At 63.8% G+C, this 26,468-nt stretch carries 24 protein-coding genes, 1 pseudogene and 1 riboswitch; of the genes and pseudogenes, 21 read left to right on the top strand and 4 right to left on the bottom strand.

Translation table 11 applies throughout. From position 1 onward, the window contains the following. The first annotated feature begins 19 nt into the window (after positions 1-19). The 14 genes from G8767_RS15340 to G8767_RS15400 all read left to right on the top strand — a co-directional run bounded on the left by G8767_RS15340 (position 20) and on the right by G8767_RS15400 (position 13,847). Entirely contained in the window at positions 20-778 is a 759-nt protein-coding gene (locus G8767_RS15340; protein WP_269465955.1) for an amino acid ABC transporter ATP-binding protein, read from the top strand. A gap of 34 nt (positions 779-812) precedes the next feature. Next, on the top strand, positions 813-1,784 hold the full coding sequence (locus tag G8767_RS15345; protein ID WP_166810620.1) for an ABC transporter substrate-binding protein: 972 nt from the start codon (positions 813-815) through the stop codon (positions 1,782-1,784). A gap of 10 nt (positions 1,785-1,794) precedes the next feature. Continuing rightward, positions 1,795-2,904, top strand: a complete 1,110-nt coding sequence (locus tag G8767_RS15350; protein WP_095972403.1) for an FAD-dependent oxidoreductase — start codon at positions 1,795-1,797, stop codon at positions 2,902-2,904. 8 nt (positions 2,905-2,912) lie between these two features. Next, on the top strand, positions 2,913-3,503 hold the full coding sequence (locus G8767_RS15355; protein ID WP_166810677.1) for a GNAT family N-acetyltransferase: 591 nt from the start codon (positions 2,913-2,915) through the stop codon (positions 3,501-3,503). A gap of 17 nt (positions 3,504-3,520) precedes the next feature. Beyond that, positions 3,521-3,615, top strand: a riboswitch (SAM riboswitch). 8 nt (positions 3,616-3,623) lie between these two features. Next, positions 3,624-3,713, top strand: a complete 90-nt coding sequence (locus G8767_RS36560) for a putative leader peptide (protein ID WP_310504006.1) — start codon at positions 3,624-3,626, stop codon at positions 3,711-3,713. Between the two features lie 137 nt (positions 3,714-3,850). Next, positions 3,851-5,491 carry an ABC transporter substrate-binding protein gene (locus G8767_RS15360; protein ID WP_166810621.1) on the top strand — a complete coding sequence of 547 codons (1,641 nt, stop codon included), beginning with the start codon at positions 3,851-3,853 and terminating at the stop codon, positions 5,489-5,491. A 2-nt stretch (positions 5,492-5,493) separates the two neighbouring features. Beyond that, the gene (locus G8767_RS15365; protein WP_095972401.1) at positions 5,494-6,492 is read left to right on the top strand and encodes an ABC transporter permease; all 999 of its coding nucleotides are present in this window, start codon (positions 5,494-5,496) and stop codon (positions 6,490-6,492) included. Next, positions 6,485-7,375 carry an ABC transporter permease gene (locus G8767_RS15370; protein WP_166810622.1) on the top strand — a complete coding sequence of 297 codons (891 nt, stop codon included), beginning with the start codon at positions 6,485-6,487 and terminating at the stop codon, positions 7,373-7,375. Before G8767_RS15365 ends, G8767_RS15370 begins: the two co-directional genes overlap by 8 nt. Next, positions 7,372-8,994 (top strand): ABC transporter ATP-binding protein, encoded by a 1,623-nt coding sequence (locus G8767_RS15375; RefSeq protein WP_124567852.1) that lies wholly within the window; start codon positions 7,372-7,374, stop codon positions 8,992-8,994. The genes G8767_RS15370 and G8767_RS15375 overlap by 4 nt, the downstream gene beginning before the upstream one ends. Continuing rightward, a complete protein-coding gene (locus tag G8767_RS15380) occupies positions 8,981-10,099 on the top strand; it encodes an LLM class flavin-dependent oxidoreductase (protein WP_166810623.1) in 1,119 nt (372 codons plus the stop codon). Before G8767_RS15375 ends, G8767_RS15380 begins: the two co-directional genes overlap by 14 nt. Positions 10,100-10,123: 24 nt before the next feature. After that, positions 10,124-11,494, top strand: coding sequence for an NtaA/DmoA family FMN-dependent monooxygenase (locus G8767_RS15385; protein ID WP_166810624.1), 1,371 nt, complete (start codon positions 10,124-10,126; stop codon positions 11,492-11,494). Next, complete coding sequence (locus G8767_RS15390) at positions 11,491-12,315, top strand: DUF1684 domain-containing protein (protein ID WP_166810625.1); 825 nt, start codon at positions 11,491-11,493, stop codon at positions 12,313-12,315. Before G8767_RS15385 ends, G8767_RS15390 begins: the two co-directional genes overlap by 4 nt. Further along, entirely contained in the window at positions 12,312-13,454 is a 1,143-nt protein-coding gene (locus tag G8767_RS15395) for an LLM class flavin-dependent oxidoreductase (RefSeq protein WP_095972395.1), read from the top strand. Before G8767_RS15390 ends, G8767_RS15395 begins: the two co-directional genes overlap by 4 nt. A gap of 27 nt (positions 13,455-13,481) precedes the next feature. Further along, positions 13,482-13,847, top strand: coding sequence for a nucleoside deaminase (locus G8767_RS15400; protein ID WP_240952328.1), 366 nt, complete (start codon positions 13,482-13,484; stop codon positions 13,845-13,847). Positions 13,848-13,877: 30 nt separating this feature from the next. On the opposite strand, the gene G8767_RS15405 is transcribed toward G8767_RS15400, so the two are convergent. After that, positions 13,878-14,819 carry an alpha/beta hydrolase family protein gene (locus G8767_RS15405; protein WP_003944347.1) on the bottom strand — a complete coding sequence of 314 codons (942 nt, stop codon included), beginning with the start codon at positions 14,817-14,819 and terminating at the stop codon, positions 13,878-13,880. A gap of 115 nt (positions 14,820-14,934) precedes the next feature. Here G8767_RS15405 and G8767_RS15410 point away from each other — a divergent pair, with 115 nt between their 5' ends. The 6 genes from G8767_RS15410 (at position 14,935) to G8767_RS15435 (ending at position 21,007) form a co-directional block, all read left to right on the top strand. Then, positions 14,935-15,654 (top strand): hypothetical protein, encoded by a 720-nt coding sequence (locus tag G8767_RS15410; protein ID WP_166810627.1) that lies wholly within the window; start codon positions 14,935-14,937, stop codon positions 15,652-15,654. Next, positions 15,654-16,127 (top strand): RDD family protein, encoded by a 474-nt coding sequence (locus G8767_RS15415; RefSeq protein ID WP_003944375.1) that lies wholly within the window; start codon positions 15,654-15,656, stop codon positions 16,125-16,127. Before G8767_RS15410 ends, G8767_RS15415 begins: the two co-directional genes overlap by 1 nt. Further along, positions 16,124-16,471: a DUF202 domain-containing protein gene (locus tag G8767_RS15420; protein WP_003944317.1), complete on the top strand. Its 348-nt coding sequence runs from the start codon at positions 16,124-16,126 to the stop codon at positions 16,469-16,471. Before G8767_RS15415 ends, G8767_RS15420 begins: the two co-directional genes overlap by 4 nt. Before the next feature lie 95 nt (positions 16,472-16,566). Then, positions 16,567-17,580 (top strand): glucose-6-phosphate dehydrogenase (coenzyme-F420), encoded by a 1,014-nt coding sequence (gene fgd, locus G8767_RS15425; RefSeq protein WP_003944371.1) that lies wholly within the window; start codon positions 16,567-16,569, stop codon positions 17,578-17,580. Between the two features lie 146 nt (positions 17,581-17,726). Beyond that, positions 17,727-19,811 carry a phosphate acetyltransferase gene (gene pta / locus G8767_RS15430; protein ID WP_042452123.1) on the top strand — a complete coding sequence of 695 codons (2,085 nt, stop codon included), beginning with the start codon at positions 17,727-17,729 and terminating at the stop codon, positions 19,809-19,811. Beyond that, positions 19,808-21,007 carry an acetate kinase gene (locus G8767_RS15435; protein ID WP_166810628.1) on the top strand — a complete coding sequence of 400 codons (1,200 nt, stop codon included), beginning with the start codon at positions 19,808-19,810 and terminating at the stop codon, positions 21,005-21,007. The genes pta and G8767_RS15435 overlap by 4 nt, the downstream gene beginning before the upstream one ends. A 15-nt stretch (positions 21,008-21,022) precedes the next feature. Here the strand turns inward: G8767_RS15435 and G8767_RS15440 are convergent, their stop codons facing one another. Genes G8767_RS15440 through G8767_RS15450 form a run of 3 tightly spaced genes read right to left on the bottom strand, consistent with a single transcriptional unit; the run spans position 21,023 to position 25,810 of the window. Beyond that, a complete protein-coding gene (locus G8767_RS15440) occupies positions 21,023-23,440 on the bottom strand; it encodes a serine/threonine-protein kinase (RefSeq protein WP_166810629.1) in 2,418 nt (805 codons plus the stop codon). 7 nt (positions 23,441-23,447) lie between these two features. Then, complete coding sequence (locus G8767_RS15445) at positions 23,448-24,434, bottom strand: glutamate ABC transporter substrate-binding protein (RefSeq protein ID WP_166810630.1); 987 nt, start codon at positions 24,432-24,434, stop codon at positions 23,448-23,450. Positions 24,435-24,448: 14 nt separating this feature from the next. Next, positions 24,449-25,810 carry a hypothetical protein gene (locus G8767_RS15450; RefSeq protein ID WP_095973706.1) on the bottom strand — a complete coding sequence of 454 codons (1,362 nt, stop codon included), beginning with the start codon at positions 25,808-25,810 and terminating at the stop codon, positions 24,449-24,451. A 161-nt stretch (positions 25,811-25,971) separates the two neighbouring features. Here G8767_RS15450 and G8767_RS15455 point away from each other — a divergent pair. Further along, positions 25,972-26,424 (top strand): annotated as a pseudogene (locus G8767_RS15455) (NUDIX hydrolase); the annotation flags it as partial. Positions 26,425-26,468: the final 44 nt, after the last annotated feature.

Here is a 26,468-nt window from a genome sequence, read left to right on the forward strand (position 1 = left end):
AGAGTTGGCCGAAGAGACGGTGTACGCCGTCGAAGCGCGCGGCATCCACAAGTCGTTCGGCGCGCTGGAAGTACTTGCCGGTGTCGATCTCCTGGTCCGCAAGGGCGAGGTGACTGTCATTCTCGGTCCGTCGGGTTCCGGCAAGTCCACTTTGCTGCGTACCCTCAATCACCTCGAGAAGGTCGACCGCGGGACCGTACGGATCGACGGAGAACTGATCGGGTACCGGCGCAAGGGAAATCGGCTTCACGAACTGCGTGACCGCGAGATCCTGAAGCAGCGTTCACACATCGGATTCGTGTTCCAGAACTTCAACCTGTTTCCTCACCTGACTGCGCTGGAAAACGTGGTGGAAGCGCCGCTCTCGGCCCAGAAGCGTGATCGTGACGAGGTGTACCGCGAGGCCCGCGCACTGCTCGAGCGAGTGGGGGTGGGGGACAAGGCAGACGAGTATCCCCGTCAACTCTCCGGTGGTCAGCAACAGCGCGTGGCGATTGCGCGAGCTTTGGCACTGAGGCCGGCGGTCATTCTCTTCGACGAGCCGACGTCGGCGCTCGACCCGGAACTGGTGGGCGAGGTTCTCGAAGTCCTGGCTCAGCTGGCTCGTGACGGCGCCACCTTGGTGATCGTCACGCACGAGGTCGGATTTGCTCGGGAAGTGGCGGACACCGCGGTCTTCATGGACGGCGGCGTCATCGTCGAACAGGGCCCACCTTCACAGGTGATCGACAACCCGGTCCACGAACGGACCAAGGCTTTTCTCTCCCGCGTCCTCTGACGCGACCTAGACACATTCCCGAAAGGAAAAATTGATGTTCTCCCCATCCCGTCGCGCGACCTTCCTGATTTCGGCTATCGCCACAGTCGGACTGCTCAGCGCCGCGTGCAGCAGTGCGGACGCCGAGTCGGACGGTGGACAGGTCACTGCCGCTGCGGGTTACAACCTCACAGCCGACCAGAATCGCATCACCACCGACAAAGTGGATTCCATCGCCGCCGAGGTTCCTCAGGCGATCCGCGACCGCGGCACACTGCGAGTCACCGGTAGTGCCGGTTCCGCTCCGCCGCTTCGCTTCTACGCCGACGACGACACCACCCTCATCGGTTCCGAGACCGATTTCGCCTACCTGATCGGTGACGTTCTCGGTTTGAAGGTCGACCTTCAGACCGCAGACTGGGCACAGAACTTCGTCCGCATCGACTCCGGTGAGGCCGACGCCTTCCTCTCCAATGTGACTGTCACAGAGGAGCGTAAGGAGAAGTACGACTTCGCCACCTACCGACTCGACACCCTCGCTTTCGAAGCCAAGAAGGGTGCCGGAATTTCCATCAAGGAACCCAAGGACGTCGCGGGCAAGAAGATCGCCGTCTCCTCGGGCACCAATCAAGAAGCGCTGTTGGTCAAGTGGAGTGAGCAGAACGTCGCGGCCGGCCTGGCGCCCACCGACATCTCCTACTACCAGAACACCACCGACTACTACCTGCCTCTGCAGTCCGGCCGGATCGACGCCTACTTCGGACCGAACCCGTCGTCGCAGTTCCACGCCAAGCAGTCGGGTGAAACCGAAGTTGTCGGTGAGTTCTCCGGTGCAGGCGACACTCTGCAGGGGCAGATTGCCGTGCTGGTGAAGAAGGACAACGGCCTGATCAAGGCAATCAACGACGCGATCAACCACACGATCGAGAACGGCACGTACCAGCAGATCCTCGAGCGCTGGAACATCACCAGCGAAGCCGTCGACACGTCTTTGATCAACCCGCCCGGCCTTCCGAAGACCAAGTGAGCTCTCGTCCATGAGTGAGATTCTCGATGTGATCGTCATCGGCGGAGGACTCGTCGGGTCCTCCGCCGCATGGCGGCTCGCGGCGCGCGGACGTAGCGTCGTTCAGTTGGAACAGTTCGGGCCGGGGCACAAGCACGGTGCGTCGCACGGTACGTCGCGCATCTACCGTCAGGCGTACGACAATCACCTGTACACAGGGTTGGCGGCCGACGCTCTGCCGTTGTGGCGGGAGTTGGAGGCCACGACGGACATCGGGTTCCTGGAACTGACCGGTGCCGTCGATCACGGTCTGCCGCAGGCAGTGCAGTCCAAGGCGCAGATACTTCTCGAGGCGGGTATCAAGGGCGAGATTCTCACTCCTGCCGAGGCGTCCGCCCGCTGGCCGGGGCTGCGATTCGACACCACCGTGCTCCATCACCCCGATGCGGGCCGGTTGCACGCGGACCGAGCTGTGACCGCGCTGAAAGCGGGAGCGGTGTTCGCCGGTGCCGAGGTCCGTCACGACGTTCGGGTGTTGGCGCTTGCACGTGCGTCGTACGGCGTGGACGTGGTGACGGACGGCGGAACACTCGCAGCTCGTCAGGTCGTGATCGCCGCTGGTGCGTGGACTGAGGACCTGATCGCGGACAGCGGTCTCGGTTCCGAGATCGTGCTGCCGACGCTACGCACGACACAGGAACAACCGGCGCACTTCGCACCGCTCGATCCCGGAGTCGAGTGGCCGAGTTTCGTTCACCACACCGGTGCGCAGTTGGAGACTGCGGGGATCTACGGACTCGGTTCCGAGGACGGAATCAAGATCGGTGAACACGCGACCGGGCCGGTGGTGACTCCGCAGACCCGCGACTACACCCCTGACTCGGCCGGAGAGCAACGATTGGTGGAGTACGCCGAGTCGTGGTTGCCCGGCGTCGATTCCACCCGGGTGGAATCGATCACGTGCCTGTACACGAGTACACCTGACAGTAACTTCGTCGTCGACCGAGTCGGTGCCGTCACGGTGGCAGCGGGATTCTCGGGGCATGGATTCAAATTCGGTCCGGCCTTGGGTGAACTCGTATCGGACCTTGTCGACGGAACCACTCTCGCTCCGGAAGTTTTTCGGCTGGGGGAGCGTTGACCAGATTCATGGAGGAAAGTGTTGTGGCACTGGAGCTCGGGACTCGGCAGCTCGCGGGTATCGGCGCGGTAGAGGTCTACTCGGTCTCGCAGGACGACCCCTTGGCAGCTCCACTGATCGCGGAGTTGGCCCTCGAATACAGTTCGCGTTACGGCGGGACTCGCGAAGCGATGCTCGAGGATCTCACGACGTATCCGGCAGAAGAATTTGCGTACCCACAGGGAGCGCTGTTGGTGCTCACCCACGACGGCCGGCCGATCGCCGGCGGTGCGTTTCGTCAATTTGATTCCACCACTGCGGAACTGAAGAGAATCTGGACGTCGGTCGACTATCGGAAGCGTGGCCTCGGCAAGGCCGTTGTTCGTGAGTTGGAACGAGAGATCGAGCTTCGCGGATACAGCCGGGTGTTCCTCACGACGGGTCCTCGGCAACCGGAGGCCGTCGCGCTGTATCTGTCCAGTGGATACACACCGCTTTACGACGCTTCGCTCTCGCCCGAAGAAGTGGGCGTCCACCCGTTCGAGAAGCAGCTTCGGGTGCTCGAAAATGTGACTCGAGCAGCAATTCCTACCGACCGGGTTGACAACACCCGGGTTTGACCTCGTACACTTGCGAACGACCATCCAGAGCGACCGAGAGACCTGGCTCATTGAAGTCGCAGCAACCCCCCGAGTGATCGGGTGCGGGTGCTACCGCCAGGACCGATGGAGGAACACGAAATGAAGGCAGTCGAAGGCGGTTTCGATACCGCCTGGTCGCGTCGTCACGTAGACCTGTGCCGCACCGCGGGATCTTTCTGTACCAACTGACCTCGGTCAGTCATTCACACTCAGGCGAGTCGTCGACAAGTCTGTTTTCTTCTCTCTCACAAGTGATTCGTACTCGATCGCCTTTTTCGTCTCAGGCGGCGGGTGCGCTCTTCGGCATGCCTCTTTAGGAGTTCTTGGTGTCTTCGCCCTCATTCGGTGCCCGTAAACGCGCGACCGTCATCGCCGGTATCGGTGCTGTCACGGTTCTCGGCACCGTCCTCGCCGGTTGCAGCAGCAACGGAAGTGACAGCGCGGCCGACGCGGGTCCCGCGCAGTCCGGCGGAACCCTTCGCTACGGACTGTCACAGGCGCCGACCTGCGCCGATCCGGCTCAGGCCGGCAGTAACCAGACCGTGTATGTCACTCGGACCGTGGTGGATTCGCTGACCGATCAAAATCCCGACACCGGAGAGATCACCCCGTGGCTCGCCAAGAGTTGGGAGATCAGCCCCGACGCCGCGAGCTTCACGTTCGTTCTTCGCGACGACGCCACCTTCAGCGACGGCACCCCGGTGACGGCGGATTCGGTGAAGAAGACCTTCGACTCGGTCAAGAACCTCGGACCGAACGCGGCATTGGCGAAGAGCTATCTCTCCTCGTACACCGGTACCGACGTCGTAGATGCTCACACGGCGAAGATCAATTTCTCCGGACCCAATGTTCAGTTCCTGCAAGCAACTTCGACGCCGCAGCTCGGGATCCTCGCAGATTCCACCACCGCGCTGGCTTCCGAGCAGCGTTGCCCCGGTGCAGCGGTGATCGCGTCCGGCCCGTTCGTCTACACCGACTGGCAGCAGGACAAGAGCGTCAAGATCGCCAAGCGTGCGGGATACAACTGGGCGTCGGACGCGGTCGCGCATCAGGGCGAGGCCTACCTCGACGGCGTCGACTTCACGGTGGTCCCCGAATCCGGTGTGCGGGCAGGCAGCGTGGCCTCCGGCCAGCTCGATGCGGTCAGCGATGCGCTTCCACAGGATGCGCCGCAGATCGAGGGCGCAGGTGGACGAATCCTCACAAGGCCGAACCCGGGTGTGAGCTTCTTCTTCCAGCCCAACGTCAGTCGCGGCGTTCTCGCCGATCAGGCTGTTCGCCAGGCCATCATCCCCGCGATCAACCGCCAAGAACTCGTCGATACCGTTCTGGATCCGTCGTTCTTCCCGGCCACGAGCCCGTTGGCTCACACCACTCCGCTCTACAGCGACGAATCCAGTGTCGTGACGTACGACGCCGACAAGTCGGCGAAGCTCCTCGACGCGGCCGGTTGGAAGACCGGCAGCGACGGTATCCGCGAGAAGGACGGGCAGAAGCTCACTTTCAGCGTCACCTTCAGTCCGGTGTTCTCGGGTAACCAGGCCATCCTCGAGCTCGTACAGCAGCAGCTCAAGAAGGTCGGCGTCGACCTGCAGCTCAACCTGGTCTCGAACGGTGAATGGACCGAGAAGGGGGTGTCGGGTGATTACGATTCGCTGTACTACAACAGCACTCGCGCGGATGCCGACATCCTGCGGGCATCGTTCAGCACCGAGGGTCGCAACCTGAACCGCCGCGGCGCAGATCCGGAGCTCGACAAGGTACTCACAGACCAGCTTGCAGCCACGGACAACGGCCAACGCGGCGAACTGGTATCCACCGCACAGGAATTGATCCTCGACCGTGGACTCTCCATTCCGACCATCGAACTCTCGCAGGCTATCGGCGCCGGATCGAGTGTGCAGGACCTGAACTTCGAAGCCTCCTCACGACTGCAGTTCTACGACGCATGGTTGTCGGGTAAGTAATCATGACTCGATACGTACTCACCCGACTGGGCCAGGCCGCAGTGGTTCTGTGGGCCGCCTTCACCATCTCGTTCGTGATTCTGTTCCTCTTGCCGAGCGATCCGGTCAGCATGGCTGCCGACTCGTCCGGTCAGGGTGTTGCAGTGGATCAGGCTGCCCTCGATCAGCTTCGGGCACGGTACGGCTTGGACCAGTCGGTGTGGGTGCAGTACTGGACATCGCTGACAAACGCTCTTCGCGGTGATTTCGGTACGTCCATCTCCACCGGCCAGTCGGTGACGGACGCCATCTTCTCGGCGCTGCCCAGCACTCTGGTGCTGGCAACCACCGCTTTGGTTCTGGCCGTGTTGTTCGGAGTGGCGATTGCATTCTTCGCTACCTACACCCGCAAGCGGTGGCTCGCGAACCTGTTGTTCTCGCTGCCGCCGCTGGGTGTGGCGGTGCCTACTTTCTGGGTGGGCTTGATTCTCCTGCAGCTCTTCTCGTTCCGTCTGCACATCTTCCCGGCATTCGGCGACAAGGGTTTCGCAACGGTAATTCTTCCGGCGATCACCTTGGCGATCCCGACCGGCGCGGTGATCGCGCAGGTGCTCACGACCAGCCTGCAGTCGACGCTACGTTCGCCGCACGTGGAGACTGCGTACGCCAAGGGCGCTAGCCGGTGGCGTGTGCAGACCCGTCACGCGTTGCGACTGGCGAGTATTCCGGCATTCACCATCGCCGGAGTGCTGGTCGGCACGCTGCTGGCCGGCTCGGTGGTCGTGGAAACGGTGTTCTCCCGCGCGGGCGTCGGGCGTCTGACTCAGACGTCGGTGATGGCGCAGGACATCCCGGTGGTGCAGGGAGTCGTCGTGTTCGCCTCTCTCGTGTTCGTGCTCGTCAACCTCGCGGTCGACCTCTTCTACCCCTTGATAGATCCACGGATCATCCAGACGAAGAAGAGTCACACCGAAAAGTCGAATATCGAAAGCTCGACCGATCTGGAGCCGGCCCATGTCTGACACATTGATCGAACCCCTACTCCTCGATTCGAGCGTCGAGGCGAAGGAGCCAGTGGTTTCACGCCGAAGGTCCACTGCCATCGGTTGGATCCGCAAGCCTGGTCTGGTCATTCCGGTGCTGATCGTGTTGCTTGCCATCGGCTTTGCCGTCGCACCCGGATTCTTCGCCAGTGGCGATCCGCTGTCCGGTGTCCCTGCCGACAAACTGCAGGGCCCCAGCCTGGCTCACTGGTTCGGAACCGACAATCTCGGACGTGACCTCTACACGCGGTTCGTGCACGGTGCCGCGCTGTCCCTGACCGCGACCTTGGTCGCGGTGGGAATCGCATTGGTGGCGGGATCGCTCATCGGTCTGCTTGCGGGTTTTGTCGGTGGTGTCGTCGACGCCGTGCTGATGCGCATCGTCGACGTTCTGCTGTCCATTCCGGCGCTGCTGCTTTCGCTGGCATTGGTGACCGCACTCGGCTTCGGCACCATCAACGTCGCCATCGCGGTCGGCGTCAGCATGGTCGCGAACTTTGCGCGAGTGATGCGTGCCGAAGTGATGCGGGTGCGCGGCGCTCAGTACGTCGAGGCCGCGTTCAGTTCGGGTGTGCAGTGGCTCGGTGTCCTGCGTCGGCATGTGCTGCCCAACTCCTACGCGCCCGTGGTCGCGCTGTCCGCAGTCGAGTTCGGGCAGGCTGTGCTTGCCGTGTCGGCACTGAGCTTCTTGGGATTCGGCGCCGTTCCACCTACCCCCGAATGGGGATCGCTGGTATCCGAGGGACGCAATTTCCTCGCCAATGCGTGGTGGATGACAACACTTCCCGGTCTCGCGATTGTCGCCGTGGTCATCTCGGCACACCGAATCGGCCACGAGATCGAAAGGAACAACCGACGATGAGCACGACCGAGGATCAGTTGCTTTCCGTCACCGACCTACAGATCTCCTACGGCAACGAGCCCGCGGTATCCGGCGTGAGCTTCACCGTCGGCCGTGGTGAAGTAGTTGCGGTGGTCGGGGAATCGGGTTCGGGTAAGTCGACCACGGCCCACGCGATATTGGGTCTGCTCGCCGGCAGCGGTCACGTCACCGGCGGGACCGTCGAGTTCGAAGGTGAACGAATCGACTCGTACTCCGACCGTGCGTGGCAGCGAATCCGCGGCGCGCGTGTCGGTTTGGTGCCGCAGGATCCGACGACTTCGCTCAACCCTGTAACGCGGATCGGCGACCAGGTTGCCGAAGTCCTGCGGATCCACGGCCTCGCCGACCGTCGCAAAGCGCGGTTGGACGCCGTCGAGGTGCTCGAGCGCGCGGGTATCGACCGACCGGAGATCCGAGCACGCCAGTACCCACACGAGCTGTCCGGCGGTATGCGGCAACGAGTTCTGATCGGCATCGCGCTTGTCGCGAACCCGGCCCTCATCATCGCCGACGAGCCGACCAGTGCTCTCGACGTCACGGTTCAACGACGCATTCTCGACCATCTCGACGAGCGGATCGCCGAATCCGGTGCCGCCGTCCTCCTGATCACGCACGACCTGGGCGTGGCCGCAGATCGTGCGGACCGGATCCTGGTCATGCAGGGCGGCAGAATCGTCGAATCCGGCCGTACCGCAGATATTCTGGACAACCCGCGACACGAGTACACGAAGAAACTTCTCAACTCGGCTCCGAGCCTGTCCTCGGGACCGGTCGATCGCCCGGTCCGCCAGGACACGAGCCCGCTGTTGACGTTGACCGGAATCACCAAGCGGTTCAACGTCGGACGCGGGAGTTCGATCACCGCGGTGAACGAAGTGTCGCTGACTGTTCCGCGGGGACAGACCGTGTCGCTGGTGGGGGAGTCGGGCTCCGGCAAGTCGACCACGGCGCGCATCGCCGTGCGATTGGAACAGCCGGATGCCGGCACCATCTCCTTCGACGGCCACGACATCACGAAGGTCAAGGGCAGCGACCTGCGCGAGCTGCGTCGAAAGATCCAGCTCGTGTACCAGAACCCCTATGCATCGCTCGACCCGAAATTGTCCGTCCAGGACATCGTGGCGGAGCCGCTGCGGGCCTTCAAGGTTGGTGGAGGCAGCCAGCAGCAGACTCGTGCAGCAGAGTTGCTCGATCAGGTTGCACTTCCCGAGCAGTTCCTCAGTCGCAAGCCTGCCGAACTCTCGGGCGGTCAGCGTCAACGGGTGGCGATCGCCCGCGCGCTCGCGCTGAAGCCGGACCTGCTCGTTCTCGACGAACCGGTATCCGCTCTCGACGTCTCGGTGCAAGCGCAGATTCTGGCTCTACTCGACGAGTTGCAGCGAGAACTGGGCCTGACCTATCTCTTCATCTCCCACGATCTGGCGGTAGTTCGCCAGATCAGCGACGTCGTCGGCGTCATGCAGGCCGGGAGATTGCTCGAAATCGGCACTACCACCGAGATTTTCGACAATCCCCGAAACGAGTACACCCGCACACTTCTCGACGCGATCCCCGGGCGGGATCATTCGACACGAAAGGCCGAACATGTCCGAGCGTAGTTCCGGAGCATTCCTGGTCGGCCTCGAATTCGAGGGCACCGGCGCTCATCCGTATTCCTGGCGGCGCGAGGACTCACGCGCCGAAGATCTGTTCACGCCGTCGTACTGGGTGGACCTGGTGACCGCCGCGGATCGGGGTGGAGTAGACCTGGCATTCCTCCCGGATTCTTTCGGACTGCAATCCGAGGGCCGGCACGGCGTGCGGGGCAGGTTGGAGGCTGTGGCGACTGCAGCGCGGCTCAGTGCTGTGACCTCGCGTATCGGCCTGATCCCCACGGCGACGGTCACACACACCGAACCGTTCCACATCTCCAAGGCCGTCGCGAGTATCGACTACTCCTCCGCGGGGCGGGCCGGCTGGCAGGTCGCGGTGTCCGACACCGCCGAGCAGGCAGCATTGTTCGGCCGGAAAGCGGTGCAGGCTCCGGAGTCCGCGTGGGAGGAAGCGTCCGAGGCGATCGAGGTGGTCAGCCGGCTGTGGGACAGCTGGGAGGACGACGCCGAGATACGCGACGCGGCGAGCGGACGATTCATCGATCGCGACAAGCTGCACTACATCGATTTCGAGGGAAAGAACTTTTCCGTCAAGGGTCCGTCCATCACACCGCGCTCCCCGCAGGGGCAGCCACTGATCGCCGTCGACGCCAGTCGACCGGAGGCTCGCGACCTCGCTGTTGCGCGCGGAGATCTGATTCGGATCTCGGCAACCGACCTCGGTGAGGCGAAAGCCACGGCCAAGCTGGTCCATTCGAGTGCCGCTGCCCTCGGGCGAAGCGTCAGGGTTCTCCTCGATGTCGACGTTCTTCTCGGCGCCGACCGCGGAGCGGCCGACGACGCCTTGGCCGAACTCGAGGAATGGGCGGGAGCACCGTACACCCCGCACTCGCTGTTCTATCGCGGTGACAGCGCGGGTTTGACTGCGCTGCTGCGTGAGATCGGTGGGCTTGCCGGGATCGACGGAGTAGTTCTGCGCCCGCTGGCACTGGCCGCCGCAGTGGAAAAGATTGCGACGGACGTGGTGCCAACTCTCAATCCGCGACCGAGTATCGCCCCCACGCTGCGCGAGCGGTTGGGCTTCGAGTTGCCCGTCAATCAGTTCGCGTAGCGCGAGAAGAGAACAGGAAGACCGATGACACAGAACAGGATTCGCAAGCAAGTTCATCTGGGCGCTCACTTCCCCGGCGTGAACAACACCACGGTGTGGACCGATCCGGCGTCCAAGAGCCAGATCGAGTTCAGCTCCTTCGAGCATCTCGCACGCAGTGCCGAACGCGGATTGTTCGACTTCTTCTTCCTCGCAGAGGGTTTGCGCCTACGCGAGCATCAGGGCAAGATTCACGACCTCGACGTGGTCGGTCGCCCCGACACTTTCAGTATTCTCAACGCGGTTGCCGGAGTGACAACGCATCTCGGCCTGGCCGGGACGATCAACACCACGTTCAACGAGCCGTACGAGTTGGCCAAGCAGTTCTCGACGCTCGATCATCTCTCCGACGGCCGCGCCGCCTGGAACCTGGTGACCTCCTCGGATGCATTCACCGGCGAGAACTTCCGCCGCGGTGGGTATCTGGAGCATGCCGAGCGGTATGCACGAGCCAACGAGTTGGTCGACGCAGTGCGGACGCTGTGGGACAGTTGGAGCATCGATCGTCCGATCATCGACCGTGAGCGCGGTATTTTTGCCACCGACCAGCAGGTCGGTCAGTTCCAACACTCCGGTAAGCAGTTCGACATCGCCGGACGCTTCGAGGTTCCTCGGAGTCCACAGGGGCACCCAGTTCTGTTGCAGGCAGGAGACTCCGACGAAGGACGCGAGTTCGGCGCGGCCAAGGCGGACGCCATCTTCACCGGACACGGAACGCTCGAAGCAGGCAAGGCCTTCTACGCGGACGTGAAGGGACGCTTGGCCAAGTACGGACGCACGCACGCAGACCTCAAGATTCTCCCCGCTGCCACCTTCGTCCTCGGGGACAACGCCGCGGACGCACAGGAGAAGGCGTATCACATCCGTCGGCAGCAGGTCGGGCCCCAGACTGCCATCGCTTTTCTCGAACAGGTGTGGGGCAGAGACCTTTCGCAGTACGACGCCGACGGTCCCTTGCCGAAGGAAGATCCGTCGGACGACGTCAACATCACCCGCGGCCGCGTCCGGCACGTCAAGGATCCGCGAGCGGTTGCCGATCAGTGGCGTGCGAAGGCGGAGGCCGAAAACCTCAGCATCCGTGAACTCATCATCGAAGTGACTGCCCGCCAACAGTTCGTGGGCAGTCCCGCCGAGGTGGCTGCCGAGATCGACAGCTACGTCCAGGGCGACGCGAGCGACGGATTCATCCTCGTTCCCCACCTCACCCCCGGTGGCCTCGACGAGTTCATCGACACGGTCGTACCGGAACTGCAGGACCGCGGCAGTTTCCGCACCGAATACTCAGGAACCACCTTGCGCAGCCATCTCGGACTGCGCCACCCGCACGAGCAGGCTGAAGGAGTCCGCGCATCATGACCGTTACCGACACGTCCACCAGCACCTTCACCGGCGATTGGAATGTTTGGCATGCCTCGCGCAACGCCACCTTCAGTGAATCACTCGGCTGGCTGAGCTTGACTGCGTTGCACTGGCTGGTGGACACCGATTCCACCTTCGCGGATCTGCCGGGTGCATGGCGCGCCGACGCGAATGCCGTTGTCGTCACCGCGACACCGGCTGACGACCTCTCGATCGACGGTGTCGCAGTGGACGGTTCAGCCACTCTGAATCCGATCGAGGGTGCGCCGGGACTGATCGTCAAGCAGGGTGCACGGCTGGTCGAGGTCATCCGCCGCACCGGTGAGGTGGCACTGCGGATTCATGATTCGTCGGCCCCGGCATTGGCACAGTTCAGTGGCATTCCGACCTTCGAGCCGAATCCGCAGTGGCGCATCGACGGTGTCTTCACTGCTTTCGAGGAGGCTCGCACGGTCACGACGGGCGCGGTCGTCGAGCGCCTCGAGCATCATCACGACGCCAGGGGAACCATCGGCTTCGAACACGAAGATGAAACGCACACGCTGATTGCGTTCGCGGGCAAGGACAACGGCTTTCACATCCTGTTCACCGATGCGACCAGTGGTGTGTCCACCTACCCGGCCGCACGCTCGCTGCACGTGAGCGCACCGGAGCCCGGTGGTGCGGTAGTCCTCGATTTCAATCGGGCGTCGAACCTGCCCTGCGCCTTCACCGATTACGCGACGTGCCCCGTCGCTCCCGCCGAGAATCGTTTGCCGTTCGCGGTGGAAGCCGGCGAGAAGACACCGAATACCCGCGACGGAAGCGCACCGAGGTGAGCGCGCCGCTGTCCGTACTCGACCTCTCGCCGATCAGTGAGGGCGGAACGGCCCGCCAGGCCTTGCGGAACTCGTTGGACCTCGCTCGTTCTGCCGAAGCGTGGGGATACAAGCGGTACTGGGTCGCCGAACACCACTTCGTCGGCGTAGCGAGCTCGTCACCGGCCGTGCTTGTCGGACTGATTGCGGCCGCGACCAACACCATTCGCGTCGGCTCGGCCGCCGTGCTGCTGGGCAACAACACGGCAGCTCAGGTGGTCGAGGCCTTCGGTACCGTCGAAGCGTTGTACCCGGGTCGTATCGATCTCGGTATCGGGCGCAGCGGACAGCGTCGGGTGGAGGCACTTCGCGCCGTCGCTGCCGGAACGCCTGCCCCGGCAGAATCGAAGCGGGAGGCGGTCGTGCGTGAGGGCGTCGTGATCCCGGCGCCCTTCGATCCCACCGGGCTCCTCACGTCACCGCGCTTGCAGGCGTCGTTCGAGGCGCTGGCCTTTCCGGGAGCGCAGGCGCCCGATTTCGAGCAGCAGGTCGACGACATACTTTCACTCCTGAACGGCACTCACCGCACCCGTGACGGCATCGACTTGCACGCCAGTCCCGGCGAGGATGCCGACGTCGAATTGTGGGTGTTCGGAAGCAGTGCAGGCCCCAGCGCCGAGCTGGCCGGACGGCTCGGATTGCCGTTCGGTGCGAATTATCATGTGGCGCCGTCGAGTACGCTCGATGCCGTCGAGGCATACCGCGCAGCATTCCGCCCGTCGGACGTCCTCTCGGAGCCGTACGTGGTCGTGTCCGCTGATGTTGTTGCTGCGGAAGACGATGCGACGGCGAGAGAGTTGGCGTCGACGTTCGGACACTGGACACACAGCATCCGCAGCGGGCACGGAGCAATACCGTATCCCGATCCGGCGACGGCGCTCCCACTTTCCGATGCCGACAAAGCAGTGGTGGAGGATCGGCTGATCACGCAGTTCGTCGGTTCACCCACCACCGTCGCCGACAGGCTCGAGAGTTTGCAGAAGCTCACCGGGGCGGACGAATTGGTGATCACCGGAGTTACCTATCGGCACGAGGATCGCCTGCGCTCGTACGAGCTGCTGGCCAAGGAATGGGGACTACCCGCACTACTCGCAGCATGAGCTCGCCTGGTCCATTAGTGTCGAATGATGTTTTCACCTCGAGATGCGCTTGCGCTTGCGCTTGACGTAGCGAGTGAGGGCATGGAGCTCGGGGAGATGCCGATCGGCGCAGTCGTGTTCGACGACGACCGTGTGCTCGGGCGGGCGTATACGCAAGAACGGGCACTACGCCGACGGGTAGTCCATGCGGACCTTCAAGCGATCTTGCAGGCCGACGAGGCTCTCGGGTTCACTCGAGCGTCAGGAGAATTGACCTTGGCGGTCAATCTCGAACCATGTCTGATGTGCATGGGTGCGGCGATCACGCTCGGTGTGACCCGGGTGTGGTTCGCTGAATACGCCACTGGCACCGGCCCCGCCGGTATGCGGGACTGGGCGCGCAGTCTCACCTGACGCCACGGCCTGCGATGAGGGCGGCGAAGCTCACGCCCCGATAGCGCCGGCGATCATCGGCCACGACGCACGCATGTCGGCTTCGAAGAGCCCCCAGGTGTGGGTGCCCTCGGGTCGGAAGCTGAACGTCGCGGGAATGCCGAGCTGGCCGAATCGACCTTGCAGAGCGGCGGTGCACATGTTGGTGATGCCTTCGAGCACAGCGCCGGGAACGACGCCGGCAGCCATGGCCAGTGAGTTGATTCCGTCCACCGGGCCGGGAAGGCCGTTGCCGGTGGAGATGAACAACGCTGTCCCGCGCAGTTTCTCGGCGTTGATCAGCGGGTCGTGCGCAGCCCACTGCGGGCTACCCCACGGACCCCACATGTTGGCTGCGTTGCCGCCGCCGAGTATCTCGACCATCGAGCGCACCGCTGCCTGACCGAGCGGGTCGCCGGCGCGCGGACAGCCACTGTACGAGCCGACGGCGCGGTAGGTGCCCGGCGACTGGATCGCGAGGTCCAGAACCGGTCCACCCGCCATCGACACACCGCCCAGAGCGTTGACGCCGGTCGTGTTGTACCGAGCGTTGACCGCCGCCGGTAGTTCCTTGGTGAGGTACGTCTGCCATTTGTTGCGGCCGAGCACCGGATCGTCGGCGTTCCAATCGGTGTACATGCTGAACTTGCCGCCGACCGGCATGACCACGTTGACGTGCTTGTCGTCGAAGAAGTCACGAACTCCGGTGTTGTTGAACCACGAGATTCCGTCCTCGCCGCCGCCGACGCCGGTCAACAGATAGAAGGTCGGCGCGGGGCCACCTCCGGCCGGGGAAATCACGTCGTTGGCGATCCAGCGGTCCATCGACGGGGAGTAGACGTCGATGCGACTGACCACGGAATCCGCGCTCGCGGTCGGCGCGCTGAGGCCGAGAAAGCCGGCGGCCATGGCCACCGCCATCGTCAGCCGAACCGTGAATCGACGTGTCTTCATATTTCCCCCCAGGCGCAAGCCGGACAGCGTATTTGTGCCTTTCAACAGTGGCACAATGCGAAGAGGAGTGACGAATGTCCGGGTAACAGTCGTATAAGAAGATGGAGACAATTGCGTGGGATCGCAGTCGCACCACCCCGAATCCGACGTGATTCGGCTGGCTTTCGGGCTGGCTGCGATCACGGCCGGTGCGGCGCGCAGAACCGCTGGTCTCGCCCTTGATTCGGTGCAGCGGATCCCCGTAGTCGGTGGCACCCTCGACGACGCGATCACCCATGTCACCACTCGCGGCACTGACGCGATCCGCTCGACGGCGGAATTTGCCGATTCCACGTTGAGGACGGTGATCAAAGCTGTCGTCGACGCTGCTCTGGCCGAAGTCGACATCACGAAAATCGTCGTCGACCACGTCGACATCGACAAGATCGCCGAGAACATCGACGTGGACAAGATTGCCGAACGAGTCTCGCTCGAACCGATCATCGACCGGGTCGACGTGGACGAGATCGCAAGCCGCCTCGACGTCAAAGCTGTGATCGACCGCCTCGACCTCGACGGCATAGTCGACACGGTCGACCTCGAACGCCAGGTCAACCGCATCGACCTCGTCAAGATCGCCGACCAGGTCATCGAGGGTGTCGACCTCCCCCAGATGATTCGTGAATCGACCGGTTCACTCTCCACCGAGGCCGTGCACGGGGCGCGCGTGCAGGGCATGCAGGCGGACGACGCTGTCGCCGGGTTCGTCGGCCGCCTGTTCGGCCGCGACAACGCACCGTCACCAGAAAAGCCGGCACCAGAGACCGATCCGAAGACGAACGCAGGCGAACGCTAGTGGCCCAGGAGAGTTCCGGCCCGGCCGGCATCGTCACCCGTGGACTCGCCGGACTGATCGACCTGGGCGTCGTCCTGCTCCTGATGGGTTCCGTGTACGTGGGCTTCGCCTTCGTCCGACTGCTCTTCTCGCCGCAGAGTTTCACGTTCTCGGAACCGGGAATCTTCCTGTCCACGACGGCATTTCTCGGTGTCTCGGTGGCGTATCTGACCGCCTGTTGGGCGACCACCGGCCGGACCGTCGGCTCCCTCGTGATGGGGCTTCGGGTGATCACGTCGGGTCACCGGCTGGTCCGTTGGCCGTTGGCCTTCATCCGAGCGGTGCTCTGCGTGCTCTTCGCCTTCGGATTGCTGTGGTCGGCGGTCGATCGACGACGACGATCGTTGCAGGACATCGTTCTGCGCACCGAGGTCGTCTACGACTGGCGTCAGGACCCGGATCTGGTGGCACCCCACGGAGGCGAGCACGCATGAGCGAACCGAACCGCCCGGACGAGCGCTTCACACTCGCCAGTGAGCGCACCTTCCTCGCCTGGATGCGTAGCTCACTCGCCTTGCTGGCGGGCGGCATTGCAGTCGTCCAGTTGGTGCCGGAATGGAGTACCGGGTGGGTTCGTACGACTCTCGGTCTGACGCTGATCGCTCTCGCCGCGGCGGCCGCCCTCGTGGGTATGCGACGCTGGCTACAGGTGAAGAAGGCGCTCGAGGACGGAGCGGCGATGCCGGAACCGCACGCATTGTGGCTGTTTGCACTGGCATTGGCCGGGGTTGCCGTCGCAGCCGGTGTGGCAACGGTGGTTACCAGCCTCGCTCGCTGAGACAGGCAGAGAAGTCCGAGCGGTGTCTGGATAGTCTGCAAAGAACGAGAAGCACGTCAGAGAAGTAAACGAAACAGACGACAAGGGAGTGCACGGTGGCGCAGGAACTCAAGCTCGGATACAAGGCATCGGCTGAGCAATTCGGCCCTCGCGAACTGGTAGAGCTGGCAGTTCTGGCAGAGCAGCACGGCATGGATTCCGTTGCGGTGAGCGATCATTTCCAGCCGTGGCGACACAACGGTGGACACGCGCCCTTCTCACTCGCCTGGATGACGGCCGTCGGTGAGCGCACCGAGCGAGTGCAGATCGGCACGTCCGTGATGACGCCGACGTTCCGCTACAACCCGGCGGTCATCGCTCAGGCGTTCGCGACAATGGGATGTCTCTACCCGGGGCGCATCATGCTCGGCGTCGGCAGCGGTGAGGCTCTCAACGAGATCGCGACCGGCTTCCAGGGCGAATGGCCCGAGTTCAAGGAACGCTTCGCGCGCCTACGTGAGTCCGTGCGGCTGATGCGCGAGCTGTGGCTGGGCGATCGTGTCGACTTCGAAGGCGAGTACTTCACCACTCGTGGCGCCTCGATCTACGACGTTCCCGAGGGTGGGATTCCCGTGTACATCGCGGCCGGTGGACCCGTTGTCGCCCGGTACGCGGGACGCGCCGGCGACGGCTTCATCTGCACCTCGGGCAAGGGCATGGAGCTCTACACCGAGAAACTGCTTCCCGCCGTAGCCGAGGGCGCCGCGAAGGCCGAGCGCGACGTCGCCGACATCGACAAGATGATCGAGATCAAGATCAGCTACGACACCGACCCGGAGGCCGCACTCGAGAACACGCGCTTCTGGGCTCCGCTGTCCCTGACGCCGGAGCAGAAGCACAGCATCGAGGACCCGATCGAAATGGAAGCAGCTGCCGACGCTCTGCCCATCGAGCAGGTGGCCAAGCGCTGGATCGTCGCTTCCGATCCCGACGACGCCGTCGAGCAGGTCAAGGCCTACGTCGACGCCGGTCTCAATCACCTGGTGTTCCACGCACCCGGCCACGATCAGCGCCGGTTCCTCGAACTGTTCGAGCGTGACCTGGCGCCGCGCCTGCGCGCTCTGGGCTGATTCCCGAGATCAACTGAACGGTGTCTGCCACTCGACGTGTGGCAGGCACCGTTCGTCTTTCTCGTAGCGGCCGGTTGTCGGCACGAGCGTGAGCGTGACCACGATCAGTGGCAAGGTGGGCGGCGGCCCACACTAGGCTGTTGGGCATGCCAGAAGCGCCCGCTGCCGTGTCGAGTGTCTACGTCGCCTCTCCTGAAGGTGACACCGGAAAATCCACCATCGCGCTGGGCGTGCTGCAGATGCTGTGCGCGACCGTCGCCCGGGTCGGTGTCTTCCGCCCGATCGCCCGCTCGACCGAGGAAACCGACTACATCCTCGAACTGCTGCTGGAGCACACCACCGCCGATCTCTCCTACGCCGACGCACTCGGCGTCACCTACGAGCAGGTTCACGCCGACCCCGAAGCCGCACTGGCCGACATCGTCGCGAAGTACCACACCGTGGCCGAGCAGTGCGACGCCGTCGTGATCATCGGAAGTGACTACACCGACGTCGCAAGCCCCAGCGAACTGAGCTTCAACGCCCGCATCGCCGTGAACCTCGGAGCGCCGGTCCTGTTGGCGGTTCGAGGCGCTCGGCGCAGCGTCGAGGAGGTCGCTCAGCTCGCGCATCTGTGCGCCGCCGAGTTGGCCGCCAACCACGCCCATCTGCTCGCCGTCGTCGCCAACCGTTGCGATCCCGACAAGCTCGACGAGGTCACCGCAGCCCTGTCCGACATCGGTGTTCCGACGTGGAGCCTGCCGGAGATTCCGTTGCTCGTCTCGCCCACGATGGCGGAGTTGATGGAGGCCACCGGCGGCGAGTTGTATTCGGGTGACCCGGAACTGCTGCACCGCGAGGCACTGAAGGTGATGGTGGGCGGCATGACCGCCGAGCACATCCTCGAGCGTCTGGTCGAAGGCATGGTCGTGATCGCACCGGGCGATCGCTCGGACGTGCTGCTCGCGTTGCTCAATGCGCATGAGGCAGAGGGATTTCCGTCGCTGGCGGGCATCATCATGAACGGCGGGATCACGCCGCACCCGGCCATCGCGGCGTTGATGGCCGGCCTGAAACAGCGTCTACCGATCCTCACGACAACCCTCGGCACTTTCGACACCGCAAGCGCCGCAGCCCAAACCCGCGGACGCGTGGCAGTCGGATCTCAGCGAAAGGTCGACACCGCGCTGAGTTTGATGGAACAGCGCGTCGACGCCGACGTCCTGATGGACCGACTGGCACTGCCGATCCCGTCCGTCGTGACCCCACAGATGTTCGAGTACAAGCTGATCGACCGCGCTCGACGCGATCGCAAGCACATCGTCCTCCCGGAGGGTGACGACGACCGGATCCTGCGCGCGGCCGGCCGACTGCTGCAGCGCCAGGTTGCCGACCTGACGATCCTCGGCGACGAACCCAGTGTGCGTCGACGCGCAGCGGAACTCGGCGTCGACATCAGCGGCGCACAGGTACTCGCACCCGCGCAGTCCGAGTACACCGAGCGCTTCGCGCAGGAATACACCGCGCTGCGAGCTCACAAGGGCATGACCATCGAGCGGGCCCGTGAGGTGATCGCCGACATCTCGTACTTCGGAACGATGATGGTGCACTTGGGTATTGCCGACGGAATGGTCTCCGGTGCCGCCCACACCACCGCTCACACGATCCGGCCCTCGTTCGAGATCATCAAGACAGCCCCCGGCGTCTCGACGGTTTCGAGCATCTTCCTGATGTGCCTGGCCGACCGCGTGCTCTCCTACGGTGACTGCGCCGTGGTCCCGGACCCGACGTCGGAGCAGTTGGCGGACATCGCCATCTCGTCGGCACAGACGGCGTCGCAGTTCGGGATCGATCCGCGCATCGCGATGCTCTCGTACTCCACCGGCGATTCGGGCAGTGGAGCCGACGTCGACAAGGTTCGCACCGCAACCGCTTTGGTGCGCGAGCGCCGACCGGACCTGTTGGTGGAAGGACCCATTCAGTACGACGCCGCCGTCGAGCAGAGTGTCGCCGACAAGAAGATGCCGGATTCTCTGGTGGCGGGCAAGGCCACGGTGTTCGTGTTCCCGGATCTGAACACCGGCAACAACACCTACAAGGCAGTGCAGCGCAGTGCCGGCGCTATCGCCGTCGGCCCGGTTCTGCAGGGACTGAACAAGCCGGTCAACGACCTCTCTCGTGGAGCGTTGGTCCAGGACATCGTCAACACCGTGGCTATCACGGCAATTCAGGCACAGGGAGCGCAAGCGTGAGCGACGGCACCGTACTGGTCATCAATTCCGGCTCGTCATCCATCAAATTTCAACTCGTGCATCCGGATACAGCGGAATCGGTGGCGCACGGCCTCATCGAGCGCATCGGTGAACCAGACGGCCACATCGTCTACAACCACCGCACCGGAGTCGAAGACCGAAGCCTCCCCATCGCCGATCACCGAGCGGGCCTGAAGATGGTGCTCGACATCGTCGCCGAGGTCGGACGGCCGCTGAGCGAGGCAGGAATCATCGCAGTCGGTCACCGAGTCGTGCACGGCGGCGACATCTTCTATTCGCCGACGCTCATCGACGACGGCGTCGTGAAAGCCATCGCGGATCTGTCGAACCTTGCGCCGCTGCACAATCCGGCCAACGTGATCGGTATCGAGGTGGCGCGCGAAGAACTGCCGGACGTTCCGCACGTCGCCGTGTTCGACACGGCGTTCTTCCATACGTTGCCTGCCGCAGCGTCCACGTACGCGATAGATCGGGATGTGGCCAAGGCCAACCAGATTCGCCGGTACGGCTTCCACGGGACCTCACACGAATACGTGTCTGGACGAGTCGCGGACTTCCTCGGCAAGGATCCGGCCGAGCTGAATCAGATAGTCCTGCACCTCGGAAACGGCGCTTCGGCCTCGGCGATCAAGGGCGGCAAGGCCATCGACACCACGATGGGCCTCACCCCGCTCGAGGGCCTTGTCATGGGTACTCGCAGCGGCGACATCGACCCAGGCATCATCTTGCACCTCAACCGCAACTCGGGAATGAAGGTCGACGAGATCGACGACCTCCTCAATCGTCGTTCCGGTTTGAAGGGGCTCTCGGGAGTCAACGATTTTCGTGCTCTGCTCGCACTGATCGAGGGCGGCGACGACGACGCACAACTTGCGTACGACGTTTACGTCCACATGCTGCGTAAGTACATCGGCGCCTTCATCGTTCAACTCGGCGGCGTCGACGTCATCACCTTCACCGGTGGCGTCGGGGAGAACAACATCGACGTACGACGCGACAGTCTGGCCGGCCTCTCCCGTCTGGGCATCGAGGTCGACCCGGCTCTCAACGAGGCGAAGAGCCGCGACGAGCGTCGTATCTCCGCATCCACGTCGGACGTCGAGGTGCTGGTGGTCCCCACCAACGAGGAGTTGGCGATCGCCCGCGCGGCGAAGGCTTTGGTGGCCGCGCTGTAAACCTCGGGGCGTCCGTCAGAAATTGCTGCGCGGACGCACCGCATTCGCCCGGTCCACGAGTGCGTAGCGGTGTGTGCGGGAGGTCGTGGCGCGGGCGAGGGCGCGAAGGCAGGCTTCGGCTCCGGTGCGCAGACCTTGCTCGGTGAAGGGCAGGTCGAGGATGGGTTCGAGTTCGGTGTGCGAGCGGTTGCCGTAGCGAATCCAATCGAGTGCCGTACCCAACACCAGGGTTCGCATCTGCAGACTTCGACTCTCCTCAGCCGGTAGCGCCCGAACGCGACGGGCGGCTTCCCTCAGAGTCGATTCGTCGAGTTCGGCGATCGGAACGCCGGACAGCATCGTCAGAGCGCTCGACATCCGTGCGACGTTGTAGTGCCGGGAAGACGTGGGGACTTCGTCGAGGGCTGCGATGGCTGCCTTCTTGTTGCCGTGATCGGCGAGTTGTCGGGCGAGCCCGAATGCTGCGCTCACGTAGTTCCGTTCGGTCCGCCAGACGGTGCGGTAGTACTTCTCGGAGAAGCGGCACCACTGGTCCGGGTCGTCGCTCTCCCAATGCTGGAGGATCAGTTCTGCTGTTGCCGCCAACGCGAGTTTGGGTGCGGCCTCGCCCGGGAGCGCGTTCAGGACCGATTCGAAATGACTGAAGGCGGGCTCGAATCGGTCCAGTTGCAACGCTGCAAGCCCTCGATACCACTCGATCTTCCAGTGATCTCCGATGGATCGGTGGAGTTCGTCCAGAACAGTCAGCGCGGTCTCCGGATCGCCGAGATCGAGATGCGCCTTGGCCTCGGCCAGTCGAACTTCTCCGGAGATGGCGGCCGCCGGTGTGCCGGACGTTCGGTCGATGCCGTTCTCACGGGCATGCTTGAGCGCATCGAGAGTCTGAGACGGTTCGCTGTGCACCGCAGCCGCAAGCAACGGCGCGCTGGGATCTGTGGGGTCGACCAACGGAATGGGAAGTGCGTGCGCAACTTCGCGAGGATCGAGAGCAGCGTCGTGGCTGACACCGTCGACGTACACATCGGTTTGCCCGACCAATTCATCGGTGCCGAAAGACGTTCGCTGCCTGCTGAACACGAGGGACAGTCCGGGATTCTCCTGCCCGGTCTGCTCCGCGAGAATTTCTCGCAGAACGCCGGTGAGTTGGCCCGCGATCTCCTCGGCAGACTGGAATCGCTTCTTCGGATCCGGGTCGGTGGCGCGCAGCAGCAGGCGATGGAAGAACTCGTGGTCGCGCAGCAGAGGCTCGTCCTCGGGTTCAGGGAGACCGTCGAGGTACCGTCCGTGCTTCGACGGCATGTCGAGGGTGAGAACCGCAAGTGTTCTTCCGACGGTGAAGATGTCGGAGGCGATGGTCGGGCCGGTCTCGATGATCTCCGGTGCTTGATAGCCCGCAGTGCCGTACAGGTATCCGTAGTCTTCGATTCCGGACACGGCGCCGAGGTCGATCAGCTTCAGCTGGTCTTCGGTGACCATCACGTTCTCGGGTTTGAGGTCGTTGTACGCCAGGCCGGTGGAATGCAGATAGCTCAGCGCCGGAAGGATTTCCAGTACGTAGCCGATTGCCTGCTCGATCGGCATGTGCTTGCCGTCCGGGAATTCGGCCAGCACCTCGCGCAATGATCGCCCGCCCACGTACTCCATGACGATGTACCCCATGGGTGTGCCGTCCGGGCGCGGATGCTCGACGAAGTTGAAGATCTTGACGATGCTGGGGTTGGCGACCTCGGCGAGGAACTGACGCTCGGCTACCGCGACGGCTTGGGCTTCGGAATCACCGAAATGCAAGAGCCCCTTGAGAACTACCCATCTGTCGCTGACATTGCGATCGATCGCGAGGTAAATCCATCCCAGGCCGCCGTGCGCGATGGGGCCTTGTACCTCGTACTGACCCGAGACCAATTCCCCCTCTTCGAGGAGCGGGCGGAAGTCGAAAGTCGAACCACACTTGGGGCAGGTTCCGTGCTGAGTTGCCTTGGTACTTGCGCTCTTACGGCCGACCGGTTCGTTGCACTTCCAACAGAATCGTTTGCGCTCGGGGACGGTCGGGTCACTCATCACCGCGGATGCCGGGTCGATCTGCGGGACGGGGGGAACCTCCACCAGGCCGCCGCCGAGGCGCAGCTTTCGTCCCGACCGGCTGCGCCGGGATCGGGTGGAGCGGCCGGTAGGGGAGGAGGACGCGGACGGCGTGGTTCCTCTTATCTGGGCCGAGGTCGGTTCGAGGCGCTCGTAGGTGCCGGTGGCTTCGGATTCGGGGCGTACGGATGCCTGCGTGGAGTCAGGCTCGCGGTGAACTGCCTGCGTGGAGTCAGGCTCGCGGTGAACTGCCTGCGTGGAGTCAGGCTCTAGGTGAACCGCCTGGGTGGCGTCGGGTTCGGGACGCATGGACGCCTGCGTGGCGTCGGGCTCGGGGCCGGTCTCTTCGGTCATGTCTGCCTCAATCCCGGTAGACGGCCGGCGGGGGACCGGGCGACGGACCGAGGACGCTGAGCCAGCGGTCGTAGATACGGTTCCAGGTCCCGTCGGTGCGGATCCGATCCAGTGTTCCGTTGACGAATCGGACCAGGTCGGAGTTGTCCTTGTTCACTCCGATTCCGTACGGTTCGACGCCCAGTGATCCGCCGACCATCATCAGGTACGGATCCTGCGAGGCGAGGCCCGCGAGAATCGTGTCGTCGGTGCTGATCGCGTCCACCTGCCCCTGCTGGAGGACGACGAGGCAGTCGGACCACATCGGGACTGTGACGACGGTGGCTTCGGGTTGGAGCTGCTGAATTCGAGTGGCCGACGTCGTTCCCCGGGCGGCACAGACTCGCTTACCCGCCAGGTCGTCGATGCCGCGCACCGGTGAACCCTGCAAGACCTGAATTCGTTGCTCGGCGGAGAAGTACTGCGTCGAGAAGTCGACCTTCTCGCGCCGCTCACAGGTGATGGTCATGGTTTTGACGACAACGTCGACCATGGACTCCTGGAGCGCCGCGATCCGGTCGTCGGACGTCAGGATCCGGTACTCGATCTTCTCGGGGTCGCCGAGCAGATCGCGGGCGATCTCGCGGGCGATGTCCACGTCGAAACCTTCGAGGCGCCCGGTTGCCGGATCGCGAAAGCTCATGAGGTTGGAACCGGTGTCCAGGCCCACGATCAGGCGCCCGCGGGCGCGGATGGCGTCGAGGCTCGGCGTGGGTGGCTGCGGAGATGCGTCCGCGGGGGTGGGCCGCAGGCTCGCGGTGAGATTGGTGCACGAGGTGGTAGTCGTCGGCGTCGGGCTGGGCGCGATGGTGGCCTCGGCCGGCAGCGGCGGTTCTGTGTACGACGTGGCGGCCGCGTTGTTCAGGTCTTCTACTCGGTCCGCACCGCAACCGGCGAGTGCCAGCATCGCCGCCGCCAGAACCGCGACGCATGCAGCCGGGCTCTTCCTCCGCATTGCCGGTACTCCCGTCACTGGTACTCCCGCAGTCGGGGCCAGAATCCGATGAAGATTCCGGCAACTCCGAGTACTGCCAATACGGTCATGCCCGGTGCAGAGGCTGCCAACACACGTGAGGCGTACGAGACGTCGGAACGCAGATTTGTCCGCGAATCCACGATTCCCTGCCAGAGTTCGTGATCGAGCCTTCCGTACTCCGCGGCCGAATCCTGTTCTCCGGCGCCGATGGTGATGGCCGCGGCGGAATTGAAGTCACCGTTTCCGAGGCGGTCGTACATGCGCGTGTGCGCAGCCACCCACTGCTGGCGCGAGTCGAGGGCGGCGGTCAACACGTCGCTGTTCACTCGCGCGCGATCATCGTTTTGCAGGCGCTCGAGGGTGTCGCGCAGAGCGTCGACCTTGCGCGTGAACGTGACGTTGTCCTCGGCGGTCGAATCCCGTCGCGCCAATGTGAGAGTTTCGACTGTGCGTGCTTGCTGCGCCATGATTCGCGCCTCGGTCAGTTCGTGCAGTGGCTCGGCGCCCGCGTCGAGAGCGCGCCCGGTGGCAAGGGCTGACACCAGTCCGACCGTGAGCAGCCACAGCAGAGCTGCCGCAACGGCAATCGAGGCAAGGATCAACCCGAGGTTGAAGCGTCGGCGACTCTTGCGGGAGAAGTACACCTGGGTAGCCACCAGTGCGCACAGGACGAGGACGAAGGCCACGATCGGCCACCACGGTGGAGTCTCGAAATCGCGCTGTACCTGGGAGACCAAAGTCTCCTGCGAGGCGTGGAGTTGCTGAGCCATCGGCAGCAGCGAGGTTTGCATCAACTGCGAGGCTTCGCTCAAATATGCTGCCCCGACCGGGTTTCCGACGCGATTGTTGGCCCGTGCGGTTTCGACCAGCCCGGTGTAGACGGACAGGTCGGTCGAGATGGTGGTCAACGCGCTGTGGCCGGCAAGATCCGTCGAGTCGAGGCCGGCCGATGCCTGCACGATCTCCGCCGACGCCTCGCCGATCGACTGCGTGTATCGGTCGCGTACGTCGGCGGGTTCGAGGCCACCGGAGATGAAGGCCGTGGCCGCGGCGGCGTCGGCCAATGACAGCGCGCTGTAGAGATTCTGGGCCGAGTTGGCGAGAGGCTCGGTTTCGACGAGGAGGAGGTCGAGATTTGCCTGACGGTTCTCGATCGCTGCAGTGGCGAGAAGTCCGGCGATCAAGGTGATCGCGATCAGGATCAGTCCGACGACGGTCAGCCGGCCAGGTGTGGACGACATGAATGCCTGCAGTTCGCGCCGCAGAAGTGCGCGCTCGTCTTCCGCCGATACCGACGTGGCCTCGGAGGGCGGCAGCGACCGGGGTTCGATGGACGGGACGACACGGTCGACCATCGAGCACCTCACTTCGCTGCTGTACGCGGGCTACCGAGAAATGATGCCGCCGAGAAATGATTCAGGGCATCTTCGCGAGCATATAAGCATCACCTACACCTGGAGCAGATTGAAACGGTTAGTGTGGGACAACGGCGAGAGCAGGCGGAGCGAGGTAGTCGATGCGTGGTGACGGTGACGGTTGGTCCATCGGATCGGACGGTACTCGGCATTGGGGTAAACACGGAGCCGCTGGACTGCTTCTGCGTGCCCCCGATTCGGACGGATCACCCATGGTCTTGCTGCAGCATCGTGCGGCGTGGAGCCATCAGGGTGGAACGTGGGCACTGCCCGGCGGAGCGCGGGACTCACACGAGAGCACGACGCACGCTGCTGTCCGGGAGGCACACGAAGAAGCAGGTATCGCCGAGGACGCCGTCCGCGTTCGCGGGGAAGTAGTGACGATGCGCGCCGAGAGCGGGTGGACTTACACCACCGTCGTGGCTGATGCTGCGCATCCACTGTCGACGGTTGCCAACGGTGAGAGCACCGAGTTGCGGTGGGTGCGTGAAGCCGACGTCGACTCACTGCCGCTGCATCCGGGATTCGGTTCCTCGTGGCCTGAGCTCCGGACCGAGCCGGTTGTGTCGGTGGACGGCGACCCGCACACCGTCGTGCT

It is taken from the genome of Rhodococcus sp. IC4_135, assembly GCF_011602025.1.
GTDB classification, from domain to species: Bacteria; Actinomycetota; Actinomycetes; order Mycobacteriales; family Mycobacteriaceae; genus Rhodococcus_F; species Rhodococcus_F baikonurensis.

Coding starts and splice junctions, on each gene's coding strand:
- G8767_RS15345 (WP_166810620.1), top strand. CDS start 813: ATGTTCTCCCCATCCCGTCGCGCGACCTTCCTGATTTCGGCTATCGCC.
- G8767_RS15350 (WP_095972403.1), top strand. CDS start 1,795: ATGAGTGAGATTCTCGATGTGATCGTCATCGGCGGAGGACTCGTCGGG.
- G8767_RS15355 (WP_166810677.1), top strand. CDS start 2,913: ATGGAGGAAAGTGTTGTGGCACTGGAGCTCGGGACTCGGCAGCTCGCG.
- G8767_RS36560 (WP_310504006.1), top strand. CDS start 3,624: ATGAAGGCAGTCGAAGGCGGTTTCGATACCGCCTGGTCGCGTCGTCAC.
- G8767_RS15365 (WP_095972401.1), top strand. CDS start 5,494: ATGACTCGATACGTACTCACCCGACTGGGCCAGGCCGCAGTGGTTCTG.
- G8767_RS15370 (WP_166810622.1), top strand. CDS start 6,485: ATGTCTGACACATTGATCGAACCCCTACTCCTCGATTCGAGCGTCGAG.
- G8767_RS15375 (WP_124567852.1), top strand. CDS start 7,372: ATGAGCACGACCGAGGATCAGTTGCTTTCCGTCACCGACCTACAGATC.
- G8767_RS15380 (WP_166810623.1), top strand. CDS start 8,981: ATGTCCGAGCGTAGTTCCGGAGCATTCCTGGTCGGCCTCGAATTCGAG.
- G8767_RS15385 (WP_166810624.1), top strand. CDS start 10,124: ATGACACAGAACAGGATTCGCAAGCAAGTTCATCTGGGCGCTCACTTC.
- G8767_RS15390 (WP_166810625.1), top strand. CDS start 11,491: ATGACCGTTACCGACACGTCCACCAGCACCTTCACCGGCGATTGGAAT.
- G8767_RS15400 (WP_240952328.1), top strand. CDS start 13,482: ATGTTTTCACCTCGAGATGCGCTTGCGCTTGCGCTTGACGTAGCGAGT.
- G8767_RS15405 (WP_003944347.1), bottom strand. CDS start 14,819: ATGAAGACACGTCGATTCACGGTTCGGCTGACGATGGCGGTGGCCATG.
- G8767_RS15420 (WP_003944317.1), top strand. CDS start 16,124: ATGAGCGAACCGAACCGCCCGGACGAGCGCTTCACACTCGCCAGTGAG.
- pta (WP_042452123.1), top strand. CDS start 17,727: ATGCCAGAAGCGCCCGCTGCCGTGTCGAGTGTCTACGTCGCCTCTCCT.
- G8767_RS15440 (WP_166810629.1), bottom strand. CDS start 23,440: ATGACCGAAGAGACCGGCCCCGAGCCCGACGCCACGCAGGCGTCCATG.
- G8767_RS15445 (WP_166810630.1), bottom strand. CDS start 24,434: ATGCGGAGGAAGAGCCCGGCTGCATGCGTCGCGGTTCTGGCGGCGGCG.
- G8767_RS15450 (WP_095973706.1), bottom strand. CDS start 25,810: ATGGTCGACCGTGTCGTCCCGTCCATCGAACCCCGGTCGCTGCCGCCC.